This window comes from Thermaerobacter subterraneus DSM 13965, assembly GCF_000183545.2.
GTDB lineage: Bacteria > Bacillota > Sulfobacillia > Thermaerobacterales > Thermaerobacteraceae > Thermaerobacter > Thermaerobacter subterraneus.
In genome coordinates, this window is sequence record NZ_JH976535.1 from 1,272,415 (window position 1) to 1,289,311 (window position 16,897).

12 protein-coding genes are annotated in these 16,897 nt (G+C 76.3%); all 12 read left to right on the forward strand.

The window, feature by feature from the left end:
- Positions 1–448 precede the first annotated feature (448 nt).
- The 12 genes from purE (at position 449) to ribD (ending at position 16,859) form a co-directional block, all read left to right on the forward strand.
- The gene (gene purE, locus THESUDRAFT_RS13325) at positions 449–1,177 is read left to right on the forward strand and encodes a 5-(carboxyamino)imidazole ribonucleotide mutase (protein WP_006903709.1); all 729 of its coding nucleotides are present in this window, start codon (positions 449–451) and stop codon (positions 1,175–1,177) included.
- Entirely contained in the window at positions 1,174–2,484 is a 1,311-nt protein-coding gene (gene purB, locus THESUDRAFT_RS05280) for an adenylosuccinate lyase (RefSeq protein WP_006903710.1), read from the forward strand. The genes purE and purB overlap by 4 nt, the downstream gene beginning before the upstream one ends.
- Before the next feature lie 27 nt (positions 2,485–2,511).
- Positions 2,512–3,426, forward strand: coding sequence for a phosphoribosylaminoimidazolesuccinocarboxamide synthase (locus THESUDRAFT_RS14320; RefSeq protein ID WP_006903711.1), 915 nt, complete (start codon positions 2,512–2,514; stop codon positions 3,424–3,426).
- A 290-nt stretch (positions 3,427–3,716) separates the two neighbouring features.
- Positions 3,717–4,040: a phosphoribosylformylglycinamidine synthase subunit PurS gene (purS, locus tag THESUDRAFT_RS13870; protein WP_051009297.1), complete on the forward strand. Its 324-nt coding sequence runs from the start codon at positions 3,717–3,719 to the stop codon at positions 4,038–4,040.
- 82 nt (positions 4,041–4,122) lie between these two features.
- Positions 4,123–5,061, forward strand: a complete 939-nt coding sequence (gene purQ, locus THESUDRAFT_RS05295; protein WP_006903713.1) for a phosphoribosylformylglycinamidine synthase I — start codon at positions 4,123–4,125, stop codon at positions 5,059–5,061.
- Positions 5,062–5,066: 5 nt separating this feature from the next.
- The gene (locus tag THESUDRAFT_RS12200; RefSeq protein WP_006903714.1) at positions 5,067–7,853 is read left to right on the forward strand and encodes an AIR synthase related protein; all 2,787 of its coding nucleotides are present in this window, start codon (positions 5,067–5,069) and stop codon (positions 7,851–7,853) included.
- Positions 7,811–9,535, forward strand: a complete 1,725-nt coding sequence (locus THESUDRAFT_RS05305) for an amidophosphoribosyltransferase (RefSeq protein WP_006903715.1) — start codon at positions 7,811–7,813, stop codon at positions 9,533–9,535. The genes THESUDRAFT_RS12200 and THESUDRAFT_RS05305 overlap by 43 nt, the downstream gene beginning before the upstream one ends.
- A 174-nt stretch (positions 9,536–9,709) precedes the next feature.
- Positions 9,710–10,825 carry a phosphoribosylformylglycinamidine cyclo-ligase gene (gene purM, locus THESUDRAFT_RS05310; RefSeq protein WP_006903717.1) on the forward strand — a complete coding sequence of 372 codons (1,116 nt, stop codon included), beginning with the start codon at positions 9,710–9,712 and terminating at the stop codon, positions 10,823–10,825.
- On the forward strand, positions 10,822–11,514 hold the full coding sequence (gene purN / locus THESUDRAFT_RS05315) for a phosphoribosylglycinamide formyltransferase (RefSeq protein ID WP_006903718.1): 693 nt from the start codon (positions 10,822–10,824) through the stop codon (positions 11,512–11,514). The genes purM and purN overlap by 4 nt, the downstream gene beginning before the upstream one ends.
- A complete protein-coding gene (locus THESUDRAFT_RS05320) occupies positions 11,511–13,451 on the forward strand; it encodes a bifunctional phosphoribosylaminoimidazolecarboxamide formyltransferase/inosine monophosphate cyclohydrolase (protein WP_006903719.1) in 1,941 nt (646 codons plus the stop codon). Before purN ends, THESUDRAFT_RS05320 begins: the two co-directional genes overlap by 4 nt.
- 87 nt (positions 13,452–13,538) lie before the next feature.
- Entirely contained in the window at positions 13,539–14,885 is a 1,347-nt protein-coding gene (gene purD / locus THESUDRAFT_RS05325; protein WP_006903720.1) for a phosphoribosylamine--glycine ligase, read from the forward strand.
- 642 nt (positions 14,886–15,527) lie between these two features.
- Positions 15,528–16,859: a bifunctional diaminohydroxyphosphoribosylaminopyrimidine deaminase/5-amino-6-(5-phosphoribosylamino)uracil reductase RibD gene (gene ribD, locus THESUDRAFT_RS05330; protein WP_006903721.1), complete on the forward strand. Its 1,332-nt coding sequence runs from the start codon at positions 15,528–15,530 to the stop codon at positions 16,857–16,859.
- Positions 16,860–16,897 lie beyond the last annotated feature (38 nt).

Genomic DNA, 16,897 nt, shown 5'->3' on the forward strand with positions numbered 1-16,897 from the left:
GGGCGCCCCGGGGGCATGGCCCTGCGCGGGGCTGGCCCGGGGCACGGGCGGGCGGCCCCTGGGCCCGATGATCCCCGGGGCGAAAAGCGCCTGCCGAATGCTGTTGAACGCCGGCGGCCCCCTGCCAACGGGCGCCATGGGGGCGGCGCCTTGCCCCAGGACCGCCCGGCCGCACGGGTCGCGCCGGGCGGCGGCCGCTCCGCCGGGGGCCGTCCCCGTAGCGTGCAGGGTGGGCGGCGGGCGGCTCCCCTTCCCAGGGTTCCCCGGGCGGCCACAGGGCTCCTGCCGTCCCGCCCGCCGCCGGTAACCGAACGTTCCTCCCGACAATGCGGGATTGACATTCGATAATGATCCGCCTGAAATGGGAGGTGGACGAGGAACGTACCCACTATACAACCGAACAATGGTCAGCAACCCGTTGCCATCCACGTACCGGGGAGGGATCACCGTGGAACGGGACGAACCGGCGGGCAGCCCGGCCGAAGCCCTGGGCGGGCGGGCCGCCGCGCCCCGGGTCGGCATCCTGATGGGGAGCGATTCGGACCTGCCCACCCTGCGCGAGACCTTCGCGGTTCTCGAGGAGCTGGACATCCCCTTCGAGGCCACCGTCGCCTCGGCCCACCGCACCCCCGAGCGCGTAGCCCATTACGCCACCACGGCTTCCGAGCGAGGCCTGGAGGTCCTGATCGCCGCCGCGGGCAGTGCCGCCCACTTGGCCGGCGTGGTGGCGGCCCATACCCTCCTGCCGGTGATCGGCGTGCCCCTCAAAGGCGGCGCGGCCGGAGGCCTGGACGCCCTGCTGGCTACGGCCCAGATGCCGCGGGGCGTGCCGGTGGCCACCGTCGCCCTGGACGGTGCAGCCAATGCCGCCCTGCTGGCGGCCCGCATCCTGGCCCTCAAGGATCCTCAGCTGCGCCGGCGCCTGGAGGCCTACCGGCAGCGCATGCAGGCCCGGGTGGAGGAGGCCGACCGGCGGCTGCAGGCCGAGCTGGGGAGGGCCACGGCCCACCTTCAGGAGGCCTCCGAGCCCCCGTCGCCGTCGCCGGCCCGGCCGGTGTCCCAGCCCCCGTCTCATCCTCAGGCTCATCCTGGGTCCGAGCCGCAGCCCGAGCGCCAGCCCCAGCCCCGGTTTGGCGGCGGGCGGGCCACCCCCGGAGGGCAGGCGGTGGCCTCATGATCGAGCGCTACACCCGGCCCGCCATGGGCCGCCTCTGGACCCTGGAGCACAAGTACGCCACCTGGCTGGAGGTGGAGCTCCTGGCCGTCGAGGCCTGGGAGGAACTGGGCACCGTGCCCCGCGGCACCGCGTCCCGCATCCGGCAGCGGGCCCGCATCGACGTCGACCGCATCCTGGCCATCGAGCGCCAGGTGCACCATGACGTCATCGCCTTCACCACGGCCATCGCCGAGCAGGTGGGCGACGACGCCCGCTGGGTCCACTACGGCCTGACCTCCTCCGATGTGGTCGACACCGCCCTGGCCGTCAACCTGGTCCAGGCCGTGGACCTGCTGCTGGGCGAGGTGCGGGCGCTGCGCCAGGCGGTGGGCGAGCAGGCCCGGCGCCACAAGCACACGGTGATGATCGGCCGCACCCACGGCGTCCACGCCGAACCCATCACCTTCGGCCTGAAGCTCGCCCTCTGGTACGCCGAGCTGGGGCGCAACCTGGAGCGCCTGGAGCGGGCTCGACGCACCGTGGCGGTGGGCAAGATCTCGGGGGCCGTGGGCACCTACGCCCGGGTCGACCCGCGGGTGGAGGCCTACGTCTGCCGCCGCCTGGGCCTGGAGCCCGAGACGGTCTCCAGCCAGATCGTGGCCCGGGACCGCCATGCCGAGCTCCTGGCCGCCCTGGCCATCCTGGCCGGCACCTACGACAAGATGGCCGTGGAAATCCGCCACCTCCAGCGGACCGAGGTCCGGGAGGTGGAAGAACCCTTCCGCGCCGGCCAGAAGGGCTCCTCGGCCATGCCCCACAAGCGCAACCCCGAGAAGTGCGAGCGCATCTCCGGCCTGGCCCGGGTCCTCCGCGGTTACCTGGTCAGCGCCCTGGAAAACCAGGCCCTCTGGCACGAGCGGGACATCTCCCACTCTTCGGTGGAGCGCATCATCCTGCCCGACGCCCTGATCCTGGCCGATTACATGACGGCCCTGCTGGCGGAGATCGTCCGCGACCTGCACGTCTATCCCGAGTCCATGGCGGCCAACCTGGAGCGGACCGGCGGCCTGATCTACTCCCAGCGGGTGCTGCTGGCGCTGGTCGAACGCGGCCTGCGCCGCGAGGAGGCGTACGCCATCGTCCAGGAGCTGGCCATGCGGGGCTGGCAGGGGGAGGCGCCCTTCCGGCAGCTGGTGGCCGCCGACCCCCGGATCCGGCGGGTCCTGGCGCCCGGCGAGATCGAGGCCCTGTTCGACCCCCGGGACGACCTGCGCCACGTGGATTTCATCTTTCGCCGGGCCGGCCTGGAGCCCGGCGAGGACGGCTGACGCGGCGTTTCAGGGAGGGGAGCAGCCGTGGCGATGGCGGAACCGGCCCTGCCCCCGCGCGGGGAGCGGCTCTACGAGGGGAAGGCCAAGGTCGTCTTTGCCACCCCGGATCCGGGGCTGGTGCGGATCTGCTTCAAGGACGATGCCACCGCCTTCGACGGGCGCAAGCGCGGCACCATCGGGGACAAGGGGCGCCTCAATGCGCGGATCAGCGCCCACCTGCTGAGGGTGGTGGAGGCGGCGGGCATTCCCACCCACCTGGTGGCCGAGGCGGGCGAGCGGGAGCTCCTGTGCCGGCGGGTAGAGATCATCCCGCTGGAGGTGGTCGTACGCAACGTGGTGGCCGGCAGCCTGGCCCGCCGCCTGGGTCTGGAGCCGGGCCGCGTGCTGGACGAACCGGTCACCGAGCTCTACTACAAGCGGGACGATCTGGGCGATCCCCTGATCAACCGCGCCCACGTGCGGCTGCTGGGGCTGGCGACCGCGGAGGAAGTGGACCGCATCGAGGCCATGGCCCTGGCCGTGAACCGCGTGCTGCGCTCCTACCTGCTGGAGCGCGACCTGGTGCTGGTCGACTTCAAGCTGGAGTTCGGGCGGGCATGGACCCCGGCGGCTCCGCCGGCCGCCGCCCCCGCCGCCGTGCCGGCTGAAGGCGCGGGGGCGGTCCTGCCCACGGAACCTGGGGCCGGTCCCTCCGGTCAGAGCACCGGCCCCGCGCCGGGCCAGGACGGAGGCGGCGGGTCCGGCCCGGGCACCGGCTCGCGGGGCACCCCGGGGCCGGGTTCCACCTTGCTGCTGGCGGACGAGATCTCCCCCGACACCTGCCGCCTCTGGGACCGGGTCACGGGCGAGCCCCTGGACAAGGACCGCTTCCGGCAGGACCTGGGCGGCGTGGCCGGCGCCTACGCCGAGGTGTGGCGGCGGCTGGAGGGACAGCGATGAGTCGCCTGTGCGAGGCCGGCGAAGGCCTGGCGGCGGGCCGCGGCCCGGCCCGGGACGGCGCCGGGGCGGCGGCCCCCGCTCCGGGGCGGCACGGACGCCCGGTGGCAGGCCGGGCGCCTTCGGGGACCGGCGGCAACCCGGCGTCAGGGGCTTCCCGCAAGTCCGGCCAGGGCGAAGCCCTCCGGCCGCAGGGGAAACCGGCCCGGGGACGGTCGAGAGAGAAAGGCCGGGCCGCCATCGCGGCGACAAGCGGTGATCCAGGGTCTCCCCTCGGCGGGCCCGCCCCCGGCGTGAGGCCGGCAGGGCGCCGGTTCTTCCGGGTGGTGGTGGAGGTGAGCCTGCGCCCCGGGGCGCTGGATGCCCAGGGGGAGGCGGTGCGCTCGGCCCTGCGGGCCCTCGGCTACCCGGGCGTGGCCGCGGTCCGGGTGGGCAAGCGCATCGAGCTGGACCTGGCGGCGCGGGACCCGGGGGAGGCGGCGGAACAGGCCCGGGCCATGGCCGAGCGGCTCCTGGCCAACCCGGTGCTGGAGGTGTACCGGGTGCGGGTGGAAGGGGGCCTCGACCCGGCCGCCGCCGGGGTGTCGGCGGAGCATGGTGCCGATCGCGGCGTCTAAGGGAACCTGCGACCCGGGCCGGGGGAACCAACCTTGGCTCGGGGCGGGACGCGGGCGACGCGCAGGGAATGGGGGATCGCCGGTGCGCCTGGCCGTGGTGCGCTTTCCCGGTTCGAACTGCGAGCACGACGTGGCCGTGGTGCTGGCCCGGGAACTGGGCCGGCGGGTGGAGGTGATCGACCACCGCCGGCGGGACCTGCGCCCCTTCGCGGGGGTGGTGCTGCCGGGCGGGTTCGCCTTCGGCGACTACCTGCGGGCCGGCGCCCTGGCCGCCCGGACGCCGGTGATGGAGGCGGTGCGGGACTTTGCCGCCGCGGGCGGCCCGGTGCTGGGGATCTGCAACGGCTTTCAGATCCTGTGCGAGGCGGGGCTTCTGCCCGGGGCCCTGCGGCCCAACCGTCAGGGCCTCTTCCAGTGCCGGCCGATCCGGGTGCGGGTGGAGGGGCCCTCTGCCCTGACGGCGGGGCTGCCGCCGGGACGGGTCGTGCGCCTGGAGATCGCCCACGGCGAGGGGGCGTACGTGGGCGAGGGGCCCCAGGGTGCCTTCGTGCCGGGGCGGGGGGCCCGGGTCATCCTGCGGTACAGCGACGCCGCGGGCCGGATCGACCCGGACGCCAACCCCAACGGGTCCGTCGACAACGTGGCCGGGATCTGCAACGCGGCGGGCAACGTGGTGGGCCTGATGCCCCACCCTGAGCGGCGGCCGGCGGAAGGGCCGGGGACCGGCTGGGCCGGTGGGGACGGCGGGCGGGCTGCGCCGGGTGGGAGGGCCGGCGGGGGACCCCGATCCGGTGCTCCTTCCCCGGTGCCCGGTGGCCAGGCCGGAACCGGCACCGGCGCCGGAGCCGCCGGCGGAGCCGCCCCAACAGGCCCCACAGGCATACCGGACTGCCATTGCTGGGACGGCCTCGACCTGCTGGCCCGGTGGGTGGCGGCTGCCGCAGCCTGGTGGAGCCAGCGCCGGGCCGGCCCGCGCAGCGGCCCGAGCCACGCCGCCTTGACCGGCCGGGCCGGAGGCTGAGATCCATGGAGCGCCAGGTTCGAGAACCGCAATCCCGATCGAAGCCCCAGGGCGGGCCCCGTAGCCGGCACCGGGCCCAACCTCCGTCCGGGGTGCCGGCGTCCCAGGACCCCGCGGGCCGGGCCCCCGGCGCGGCCGGCGAGCCCTGGCAGGCGGCCGGCCTGACCGCTGCCGAGTACCGGCGGGTCCTGCAGCTGCTCGGACGGGAACCCGGTCCCGCCGAACTCGGCCTGATCGGGGTGCTCTGGTCGGAGCACTGCGCCTACAAGCACTCCCGGCCGCTGCTGCGCCGGCTGCCCACCCGCGGGCCCCAGGTGCTGCTGGGGCCGGGGGAGAACGCCGGCGCCGTCGACCTGGGCGACGGGACGGCGGTGGTCTTCCGCATCGAGTCCCACAACCACCCGTCCTTCGTGGAACCCTTCCAGGGCGCCGCCACGGGCGTGGGCGGCATCCTGCGCGACGTGCTGGCCGCAGGGGCCCGGCCCGTCGCCCTGATGGACTTCCTCTGCTTCGCGGAGCCCCGCCATGACCGGGACCGCCGGCTGGTGCGGGGTGTGGTGGCCGGCATCGCCGCCTACGGCAACTGCACCGGGGTGCCGGTGGTGGGCGGCCGGGTCCTGTTCGAGCCGGGGTACAAGACGAACCCCCTGGTTAACGTGCTCTGCGCCGGGGTGGCGCCGGCCCGGCGGCTGCTCAAGGGCGTGGCGGCAGGGCCCGGTGCGCGGCTGGTGCTCATCGGCCCGCCCACGGGGGCCGACGGCGTCCACGGCGCCACCTTCGCCTCGGCCAGCCTGGGCCCGGATGACGCCGCCGGCCGCCGGCCCGCGGTGCAGGTGGGCGACCCCTTCGCCGGCAAGGTGCTGATCGAAGCGTGCCTGGAGCTGGTGGAAGCCGGTCTGGTGGCCGCCTTCCAGGACCTGGGGGCGGGCGGCCTGGGTGCCGCGGCGGCCGAGCTGGCGTCCCGGGCAGGCACGGGTGCGGCGCTGCACCTGGACCGGGTGCCCCTGCGGGAGCCGGGCCTGCCTGCGGAGGTCATCCTGCTCTCCGAGTCCCAGGAGCGCATGCTGGCGGTGGTCGAACCGGCCCACCTACCGCGGCTGCGGCGGGTGACCCGGCGCTGGGGCCTGCCCGCCGCCGTGGTAGGCCGGCTGGAGGAAGCCGGTGACCGGGGCACCCGATTCCGGGCCCGCCACCGGGGCCGGTGGGTGGTGGACCTGCCCGTCGATCTCTTGACCCGCCAGGCGCCGGTGTACGGGCCGCCGGGGCAGGGGCTGGCGGGCGAGGACCGGCGGGGGGACGGCGGGCCCGGTGGCGGGCCGGTGGCCGCCGGGGCCCTGGCGGTGCTCCCGGGAAGCCGGGACCATGCCCCGGCGGGATGGGGCGGGTCCCAGCCAGCCGGGGCCCCGGCCGGTCCATGGCCGGGTTGGGCCCCGCCGCGGCCCGGCGCCGGCCCCGGCGCCACCAGGGCGGCGGCGGGCCGGCTGGACCCCGGCGAGGCCGGGGACGGCCGGGCGGAGCCCCCGGACCTCAGCGACCCCCAGGCCGTGGCCGGTGCCCTGCGCCGCCTGCTGGCAGCCCCCGCCCTGACCAGCAAGAGCTGGATCTACAGCCAGTTCGACCACCTGGTGGGCGGCCGCACCCGGCTGCGCCCGGGGGCGGGCCCGGCGGCGGTGCTGGAGGTCCCGGGCAGCGACCGGTTGCTGGTACTGGCCATGGCCGGGACGGGCCGGCAGGCGACCCTGGACCCCTTCCGGGCCGCCGCCCTGGCCGTGGCCGAGGCGGCCCTGCGGGCCAGCTGTGTGGGCGGGATTCCCCTCGGCCTGACCAACGGGCTCAACCTGGGCGACCCGGGACGGCCGGCGGTCTACGCCCAGCTGGCCGGCCTGATCGAGGGCATGGCCGCGGCCTGCCGCGCCCTGGACCTGCCGGTGACGGGCGGCAACGTCAGCCTCTACAACGCCACGGGCGAGCACGACATCGACCCCACGGTGGCGGTGGGCGTGGCCGGGGTGATTCCCCCGCCGGGCCGCTGGGCGGCCGGGTTCTTCCCCGGACCGGGGCTCCGGGTGGCCCTGCTGGGACCTCTGGCCGGCCACCTGGCGGGCAGCGAGTACGTGAAGGGGGGCGGGGCGGCCGGCGCTTCGCCGGAGCGGCCCGCGGGCCTGGCCGGCCATGCGGCCCAGGCCCGGGGCGGCGGGGACCCGGCGGCACGGGCCGGGGATCAGGTGCTGCGGTCCGGCGACCCGGTGCCGCGGCCCGGGGACCGGGTGGCACTAGGCGGGGGCCAGGCGGCCCTGCCCCAGGTGGAGTGGGAGCTGCAGCGCCGGCTGCAGCGGCTTCTGCAGGAGGCGGTGGCCCAGGGCTGGGTGGTGGCCGCCCGCCCGGCCGGCCGGGGCGGGCTGCTGGTCACCCTGGTGGAGATGGCCTTTGCCGGCGGCCCCTTGCCGCCGGGCGAGACGGCGGAAGGGGCGGCCCTGGGGCTTGACATCGCCATCCGGCGGCAGCCGGGTGCGCCCGCCCCGCGGCGGGACGCCCTGCTCTTCGGTGAAGGACCGACCCGGGTGGTGGTGGCCGTCCCGCCGGGGGCATGGGATGCCCTGGCCCGGCGGGCGGCCGCCCTGCACGTCCCACTCCACCCCCTGGGCCTGACGGCGGAACCCGGCGGCCGCATCCGGGTCCGGCTGGACGGCGGGCTGTGGCTCGACGAACCGGCGGCTTCCCTGCGGACCCTGTGGGAGGAGGCGCTCCCGTGCCGGCTGGACGGTCCGGAATCCCAGGTAGCGGCGGGGTGACGGCCGGCGCCCTTGCAGCGGGCGGCTCCCCGGCGGCGGGCGGCAGCCATGCGGCGCTTGGCAGCCCCGCGGGAAGCCGTTGCGAGGCGCCGGCCGGGCCCTTCGGCCCCCGGGAGGCCTGCGGGATCTTCGGCATCTGGGGCCATCCCGAAGCGGTGGCGTGCACCGTGCGGGCGCTGGTGGCCCTTCAGCACCGCGGGCAGGAGAGCGCGGGAATCGCCGTCCTGGACGGCTCGGGGCGGCTGCGGGTGCACCGGGGCCCGGGCCTGGTTGGCCACGTCTTTGGCCGTCCGGGGCGCCTGGCGCGACTGGGGGAGGGGGCCACGGCGGCCATCGGCCACGTTCGCTACGCCACGGCCGGCGACCCCGGTCCCCGCAACGCCCAGCCCCTGCTCTTCGGGGGCGACTTCGCCCTGGCCCACAACGGCCAGCTGGCGGGCGGCGAGCGCTGGCGGGCCGTCCTGGAGCGCCTGGGGGTTCCCCTGGCCACCACGGCCGATTCGGAGGTCATCGGCCGGGTCGCGCAGCGGCACGCGGCCCTGGCCTCGCGCCTGCCCGTGTCCCGGAGCGCCCTCACCGGGACCTGCCCCGTCCAGCCGGCGGCGCCGGAGGGCGGTGGGGCCATGGCGGCGCCGCCCGGGCCGGGCGGGACCAACCCCGCCGGCGGCCCGCCGGCCCCCTTGCTCAAGGCGCTGGCGGCGGTGCCCGGAGCGTATGCCGTGGTCATCCTGACACCCCGCGGGCTTTTGGCGGCCCGCGATCCCTGGGGCATCCGGCCGCTGGTCCTGGGCCGCATCGGCGACGCCTGGGCCGTGGCCTCGGAGAGCTGTGCCCTGGAGACGGCGGGGGGCCGGGTGGAAGAGGAACTGCCGCCCGGCAGCTGGGTGTGGCTGGGCTGCGGGGAGGCCCCTGGACCCGCCCGCGGTGCCCTGCCCGGCTGGGACCGGGCCGGGCTTGCCCGGGAGGCCTTCTGCGTCTTCGAATACATCTACTTCGCCCGGCCCGACAGCTGCTTCGCCGGCCGGAGCGTGTATGCCGTGCGCAAGGAGCTGGGCCGGCGTCTGGCCCGGGTCCACCCCGCCAGCGCCGACGTGGTGGTGGGGGTGCCCGACTCCAGCCTCCCCGCCGCGGCGGGCTATGCCGAGGCGGCGGGGCTGCCCCACGAGCTGGGCCTGGTGAAGAACCGGTACACCGGCCGCACCTTCATCCGCCCGGGGGCGCGGGAGCGGGAGGAGGCGGTGCGCCTCAAGCTCCATCCCGTGCCCGGCGTCCTGGCGGGGCGGCGGGTGGTGCTGGTCGACGACTCCCTGGTCCGCGGCACCACCGCCCGCTGGCTGGTCACGGCCCTGCGGGAGGCGGGGGCCCGGGAGGTGCACCTGCGCATCACCGCCCCACCCTACCGCTTCCCCTGCCACTTCGGCGTGGACACGGGCCGGGCCGAAGAGCTCCTGGCCGCCGGCCACTCGCCCCAGGCCATGGCCCGGGCCGTGGGGGCCGACTCCCTGGCCTTCCTGCCGCTCGATCAGGTGGTGGAGGCCACCGGCCGGCCCGCGGGGTCCCTGTGCCTGGGCTGTTTCACCGGGCGCTACCCCCTGGATCCGGAAGGCAAGGTGCGCCGGATAGGGCACCGTGGGGACCCCGGCGACCGTGGGATCCCCGGCGGCGGCGCGGGGGGCGGCTGAGGCCGGCTGGACGGCCAGGGCCGGCCGGGCGGGCAGGGCCGGACGGGGTTGGACGGTGGACCCGCCGGACGGCGGGCCGATGGCTCCCCGGTAACGGGCGGGGCAGGGGAAGAACCAGGCAGGGCTGGATTCGGTTTGGACAGGGCAGGGTGGGGGAGGAAGGAGGGCCGCGGGATGAGCGACAGGGCACCCGGGGAGGCGGTCCCCGGGGGTATGGGGGCCGGGGGCAACAGGCTCACCTACCGGGAGGCCGGGGTCGACCTGGAGGCGGCCGAGGCGGCCGTGGCGGCCATCGGCCGGGTGGCGGCCACGGCCCGCCGCCCCGAGGTGGTGGGCGGCATCGGCGCCTTTGCCGGGTTCTTCCGCTGGGGCGGGGCGGGGGGCGGTCTCCTCGCCGCCACCTGCGACGGCGTGGGGACCAAGCTGGCCGTGACCCTGGAGCAGGACGCCCTGGAGACCGCCGGCTGGGACCTGGTGGCCATGAACGTCAACGACCTGGTGGTCCACGGGGCCGAGCCGCTGTTCTTCCTGGACTACGTGGCGGTGGGGCGGCTGGATCCCCAGCGGGTGGCGCGGGTCGTCCAGGGCATGGCGGAGGCTTGCCGGGAGGCGGGTTGCGCCCTCTTGGGGGGCGAGACGGCGGAGTTGCCCGGCCTCCTGCCGCCCGGCGGCATGGAGCTGGCGGGCTTCGCGGTGGGCCACGTGCCGGGCGGGGAACCCCTTGACGGGCGGGCGGTGCGACCCGGGGACGTGATCCTGGGCCTGCCGTCCAGCGGTCCCCACAGCAACGGGTTCGCCCTGATCCGGCGGGTGGCCGCGGCGGCGGGCGCCCGGTGGGAAGATCCCCTGCCGGGCACCGCCGGCACCCTGGGCGAGGCCGTCCTGGCCCCCACGCGGCTCTATGCAGCCGCCGCCCGCCGCCTGCGGGAGGCCTTCGAGGTGCGAGCCCTGGCTCACATCACCGGGGGCGGCCTGCCGGGCAACGTGCCGCGCACCCTGCCTGCCGGGTGCCGGGCGGTGCTGGAGTGGGGTAGCTGGCCGGTGCCGCCGGTATTCCACTGGCTCCACCGGCAGGGCGGGGTGCCTTGGGCTGAGATGGTGCGGGTCTTCAACGTGGGCATCGGCATGACCGTGGTGGTGCCGGCGGCCCAGGCGGAAGGGGCCCGCCGGCTGGCGGCGGAGGTGCTGGGGACCGAGGTGCCGGTCATCGGCCGGATCGTGGCGGGGCCCCGCGGGGTCGAGTTCGAACCGCCGCCGGGGACGAACCCGCCGGGGGGTGCTGGGCTGTGACGCAGGGGGTAGCGCCCGCCGGGCCGGGGCCGTGCCGGATGGTGGTGATGGCCTCGGGGGCCGGGACGAACCTGCAGGCGCTCCTCGACGCGGAGGCGGCGGGCCGCCTGGGCGGGCAGATCGCGGCGGTGCTGTCCGACCGCCCCGGCGCGGGGGCCCTCGAACGGGCACGGGCGGCGGGCAAGCCCGCGATACTGCTCCGGCCGGCGGGGGACTGGGACCGGGCCGTCCTGGACGAGCTGGCACGCTGGCAGCCGGACCTGGTGGTCCTGGCGGGGTTCATGCGCCTGCTGGGGCCGGCGGTGGTGGCGGCGTACCGGAACCGGATCCTCAACATCCACCCCTCCTTGCTGCCGGCCTTCCCGGGCAAGGACGCGCCCCGCCGGGCCCTGGAACACGGCGTCAAGGTGACGGGCTGTACCGTGCACTTCGTCGACGAGGGTGTGGACACCGGCCCCATCCTGCTGCAGGCGGCGGTGCCGGTGCGGGACGGCGACGATCCCCAGACCCTCCACCGCCGGATCCAGCGGGTGGAACACCGCCTCTACCCGGCGGCCGTGCGGCTGGTGGCGACGGGGCGGGTGCGGCTCGAGGGGCGGCGGGTGCGGATCCTGAAGGGGCCTTCAGGGGGGCGGGGCGCCGGCCCGCGGCCGGGCGCCCCGGTGCGGGAAGGAGGCGTGGCGGGTTGACGGAGCAGCAGCAGAAGGGCAGCCGGCCAGGACCTGCCGCCGAGGAGGACCGCCCGGAGGTGGCGTCCGGCCCTGGCCGGCCCCTTGCCCGGCGGCGGGCCGTCCTGAGCGTGGCCGACAAGCAGGGCATCGCCGAGCTGGGCCGGGCCCTGCACCGCCTGGGCTGGGAGCTGGTCTCCACCGGGGGGACGGCCCGGGTGCTGGAAGAAGCCGGCTTGCCGGTGACCCCCGTCCAGGCGGTGACGGGCTTTCCCGAGCTGCTGGAGGGGCGGGTGAAGACCCTGCACCCGGCCCTCCACGCCGGCATCCTGGCCCGGCGCCGGCGGCCGGACGACATGGCGGCCCTGGCCGCCCACGGCATCGTGCCGGTGGACCTGGTGGTGGTCAACCTCTACCCCTTCGCGCAAGCGGCCGCCGCCGGCGTGGCCGGCACCGCCCTGCTGGAAGAGATCGACATCGGCGGGCCCGCCCTGATCCGGGCCGCCGCCAAGAACTGGCCCCACGTCGCCGTGGTGGTCGATCCGGCCGACTACCCGGAGATCGTCGCGGCCCTCGCGCAGGGCGGGCTGCCGGCGGCCCTGCGCCACCGGCTGGCCGTCAAGGCCTTCGCCCACACCGCCGCCTACGATGCGGTCATCGCCCAGGTGCTGGCGGGGACCCGGCCGGAAGACTTTGTGCCCGCAGACCGGATGCCGGGGGAGGTGCTGCCTCTTGAAACGGAGCGGCCGGCCCCTGCTGGAACGGTGCGGCCGGCCGGGGAGGAGGCGCCTGTCGCCGGGGCCGCTTCCGCCCAAGGCGCTCCGGACCGGGTGGGGGACGGCGCCTGGCCTCAACTCCTGGTGCTGCCCCTGCGCCGGGAAAGCGTCCTCCGTTACGGTGAAAACCCCCACCAGGCGGCGGCCGTCTACCGGCCGCTGCTGCCGCCGGGAGGTTTCCACACGCCTCAGGACGGCGGCGCGGCCACCGGCGACCTCGTGACCGCCGCCGCGCCGGCGGGGGCGCCGGGCGGGTTCGTCCAGCGCGGCGGCAAGCCCATGTCGTACAACAACTGGCTCGACACCCTGGCCGCCTGGCGGGCCGTCCAGGAGTTCGCCCTGCCGGCGGCGGTGGCGGTCAAGCACGCCACACCCTGCGGCATCGGCGCCGCCCCGACCCCGGCGGACGCCTTCCGGCTGGCCCGCGACGCCGACCCCGAGTCCATCTTCGGCGGCATCGTCGCCTTCAACCGCACCGTGGACGAGGTCACCGCCCGGCTGCTGGCGGAGATCTTCCTGGAGGTGGTCGTCGCCCCGGGCTTCAGCCGGGAGGCGCTAAACCTCCTCGCCGGGCGGAAGAACCTGCGGATCCTGGAGGCGCCGGGCGCGGCGGCGGCCGCCGGCGGATCACCCCCACCCGGGCCGGGGCACGCCGGTCCAGCCGGAAGGGCCGTAGCGGCAACGGGCAGCAGCGGGTCCTGGGGGGCCTGGGAGGTCCGGGGTCTGGGCGATTGCTGGCTCGTCCAGGAGGCCGACCCGCCCCTTCCCGCCGGCGTCCGGACCGGCTGGCAGGTGGTGACCCGGGCCGCTCCCTCGCCCGGGCAGTGGGAGGCCCTGGACTTCGCCTGGCGGGCGGTGAAGCCCTGCCGCTCCAACGCCATCGTGGTGGCGGCCGCCCAGCCGGGCGGCGGCTGGCGCACCCTGGGCATCGGCGCCGGCCAGACCAGCCGGGTGCGGGCGGTGGAACAGGCGCTGGCCCTGGCGGGCGAGTCGGCCCGGGGGGCGGTGCTGGCCTCCGACGGGTTCTTCCCCTTCCCCGATTCGGTGGAACGGGCGGCGGCGGCGGGGATTGCCGCCATCGTGCAACCGGGCGGGTCGGTGCGTGACGCCGAGGTCATCGCCGCCGCCGAGCAGGCGGGCATCGCCATGGTCTTCACCGGCCGGCGGCATTTCCGGCACTGAGGCGCCCGCCCGGTCGTGCGGCGACACCGCCGGCCGGTGGCGCCTGGAGCGGCACGCCGTGAGGTCCCAAGGGGAGGGAGGAGGGGCATGCGGGTCGCGGTCATCGGCAGCGGCGGGCGGGAACACGCCCTGGTGCGGGCGCTCATGCAGAGTCCCCGGGTGGAGCATGTCCTGGCCCTGCCCGGCAACGACGGCATGGCGGCTCTGGGCGCCGAGTGCCTGGGCGGCGATCCCCTGGACCTTGACGATACCGCCCGGCGCCTTCAGGCCCGGCGGGTCGACCTGGCCCTGGTCGGGCCCGAGGCTCCCCTGGTGGCCGGGCTGGCCGGCCGGCTGGAGGCCGCCGGCATCGCCGTCTTCGGACCGGGCCGGGAGGCCGCCCGCATCGAAGGGAGCAAGGCTTTCGCCAAGGCCTTCATGGCCCGCCACGGCATCCCCACCGCCCCGGGCTGGGTCTTCGACGACCCGGCGGCGGCGGAGGACTTTCTCCGCCGCCACCCGGGCCCGTGGGTGGTCAAGGCCGACGGCCTGGCGGCGGGCAAGGGCGTGCTCGTGTGCGACGATGCCGCCGCGTCCCTGGAAGCGGTCCGGCGCCTCATGCGGCAGGGCGTGCTGGGGGCCGCAGGCCGCCGGGTGGTGATCGAGGAGCGGCTGGAGGGGCGGGAGCTCTCGGTCCTGGCCGTGACCGACGGCCGCCGGGCCCACCTCCTGGCCCCGGCCCGCGACTACAAGCGCCTGGAAGACGGCGACCGCGGACCCAACACCGGCGGCATGGGGGCCTTCTCCCCCGTGCCGGGCGTATCGCCCGCCCTGCTCGATGCCATCCGGCGCTCCATCGTGGAGCCCGCGGTGGCGGGCCTGGCGGCGGAGGGGTGCCCCTTCCGGGGTGTGCTCTACGCGGGGCTCATGCTGACGGCCCAGGGACCCCGGGTGCTGGAGTTCAACTGCAGGCTGGGCGACCCGGAGACCCAGGTGCTGGTGCCGCGGCTGGCCGGCGACCTGGCGGAGCTGGCCTGGCAGGCGGCCACGGGCCGGCTTCCGGCCGAGCCGCCGGCCTGGCGACCGGAGGCGGCGGTGTGCGTGGTGCTGGCGACGCCCGGCTACCCGGACGAACCCGCCCGGGGCCTGCCCATCACGGGCCTGGAGCAGGCGGCGGGCCTGCCCGGGGTGTTCATCGACCACGCCGGCACGCGGCGGGAGGGCGGCCGCTGGGTCGCCGCGGGCGGCCGGGTGGTGGGGGTGACGGCCCTGGGTTCTTGCCTGGAGGAGGCGCGGCGGAAGGCCTATGCCGCCGTCGAGCAGATCCGCTTCCCGGGGCTGCGGTTCCGCAGGGACATCGCTCGGTTCCACCACGGGGAAGGAACGGGCAACTCCCTCACCGATCAAGAGCAGGACCCGGCCAATGGCAGGACCCGGCCGTTCTCTGTGGAATGACTGTTGTGAAACCGATCACAAGTAGCGGACAACCGAGCCGTGTCTCCTTCGGGGCAGGGTGAGGTCCAGGAACCGGCCCGCCGAGGCTGGTTCCTGCGCGCCAATTCCCGACCGGCGGTGATGCGCGGCACCTCCGGTGCCGCGACGAGCCCGCGAGCCCGGTGGCGGGGATCCAGTGACCCCCGCAGGGCAGGAGCCGGTGCGATCCCGGCGCCGACGGTAAAGTCCGGATGGGAGAAGGGGGCAGGGCGTCGGGCCGTGGAACCTTTGTCCTTTCCCGCGGCCTGCCGTTGACCTGTCTCGTCCCGCCCCGGCGTCTGCTGGGGCCTTTTTCGTGGTGGGGCGATGGGATTTCGTGCGCCTCTCGACCGGCGCCAGGCCGGGCGGGTGCCCGCCTGCCTTCGCCCCGCCTCCGGGGCCTGCTTCTCCCTTTTCCCCCATCCCTGGCAACGGTTTCACCTGCCCGTGGGGCGAGGGCTCGCCGGCACGGATCCCGGTCCGTGTCCCGGCTTGGGCCCTGGCGGGCGCCGGCCTTCCCTCACCCCGCACCGGACGTTCCGGGTCGGGGTCGATCGGCAAGGCAGGGCGCCGGCCATCGCCCGGCAGCCCGTGGGGGCGGCTCTCGAGGGGGTTGGCTGCACGATGGGCGACGATCGCGCGCCCGGGTCCTCGCCCGGGACAATCCTCCCGTCCCGTGCCTCCGCTGGCGGGGCGGCTCCTGTTGCCGGCCGTGCCCGACTGGCGGTGGACCGGGAGGCCGACCGCCACTTCATGAGGCGGGCTCTGGACCTGGCGGCGAGAGCCGGCGGGCGGACCCATCCCAATCCCATGGTGGGGGCCGTCATCGTCCGGGACGGGGTGGTGGTGGGCGAAGGGTACCACCGGCGCGCGGGGGAGCCCCACGCCGAGGTTGAGGCCCTGCGGTCGGCAAGAGACCAGGCCCGGGGGGCGACCCTGTATGTCACCCTGGAACCCTGTTGCCATCATGGCCGGACGCCACCCTGCACCGAGGCCATCCTGGCGGCGGGTCTGCGGCGGGTCGTGGTGGCCATGGTGGACCCCGATCCGCGGGTGGCGGGCCGCGGCCTTTCCGTTCTGGCGCAAGCGGGCGTAGAGGTTGCCGTCGGGGTCGAGGCGGACCGCGCGCTGCGCCTGAACGAAGCGTATGTCGTGCACCGCGTGCTGGGTCGTCCCATGGTGACGGCCAAGTATGCGATGACCCTGGACGGCCGGATCGCCACCGCTCGGGGCGAAAGCCGCTGGATCACGGGTCCCAGGGCCCGCCGCTGGGTCCACCGCCTCAGGGACCGGGTCGACGCCATTCTGGTCGGGGTGGGAACGGTCCTGGCCGACGACCCCAGCCTTACCGTCCGCTGGCATCCAGGAGGCCGGGACCCCGTCCGGGTCATCCTGGACAGTCACGCCCGCACCCCCCCGGACGCCCAGGTGATCCGGGCGGCCCGGCATTCCCCGGCGCCCACATGGGTTGCCGTGACACCCCAGGCTCCCGCCGTCCGGACCGCCCGCCTGGAGGCGGCGGGGGTGCAGGTCTTGCGGGTGCCGGCGGATCCCCACGGCCGTGTTTCGATTCTCCATCTCCTGCGGGAGCTGGCGTCCCGCGGGATCGTGCACCTGCTGGTCGAGGGAGGGGCGTCGGTCCACGGATCCTTCTTCGCCGCCGGGCTGGTTGACCGGGTGGTGGCCTTCATCGCGCCCAAGCTCGTCGGGGGCCGTGCGGCCCCGGGACCCATCGGGGACCCGGGGGTGGATGCGCTGGCTGCCGCGCCCGCCCTGCACCGGCCCACCTGGCGCCGGATCGGCGAGGACTGGATGATCAGCGGCTACCTTCGGGATCCCGCGGCCCTGGTCTGCGATCAGCCGCCGGCCTGCCGGGAAGGCCCGCCACCTGCGCCCCGGGCTCCCGGCGGTACACCGGGGCCGGCGACTCCAGGAGAGAGCGCGGGAACCCGCTAATACGTCCTGCCCTCCTGTCCGGAGGCCGTCTCGGTCCC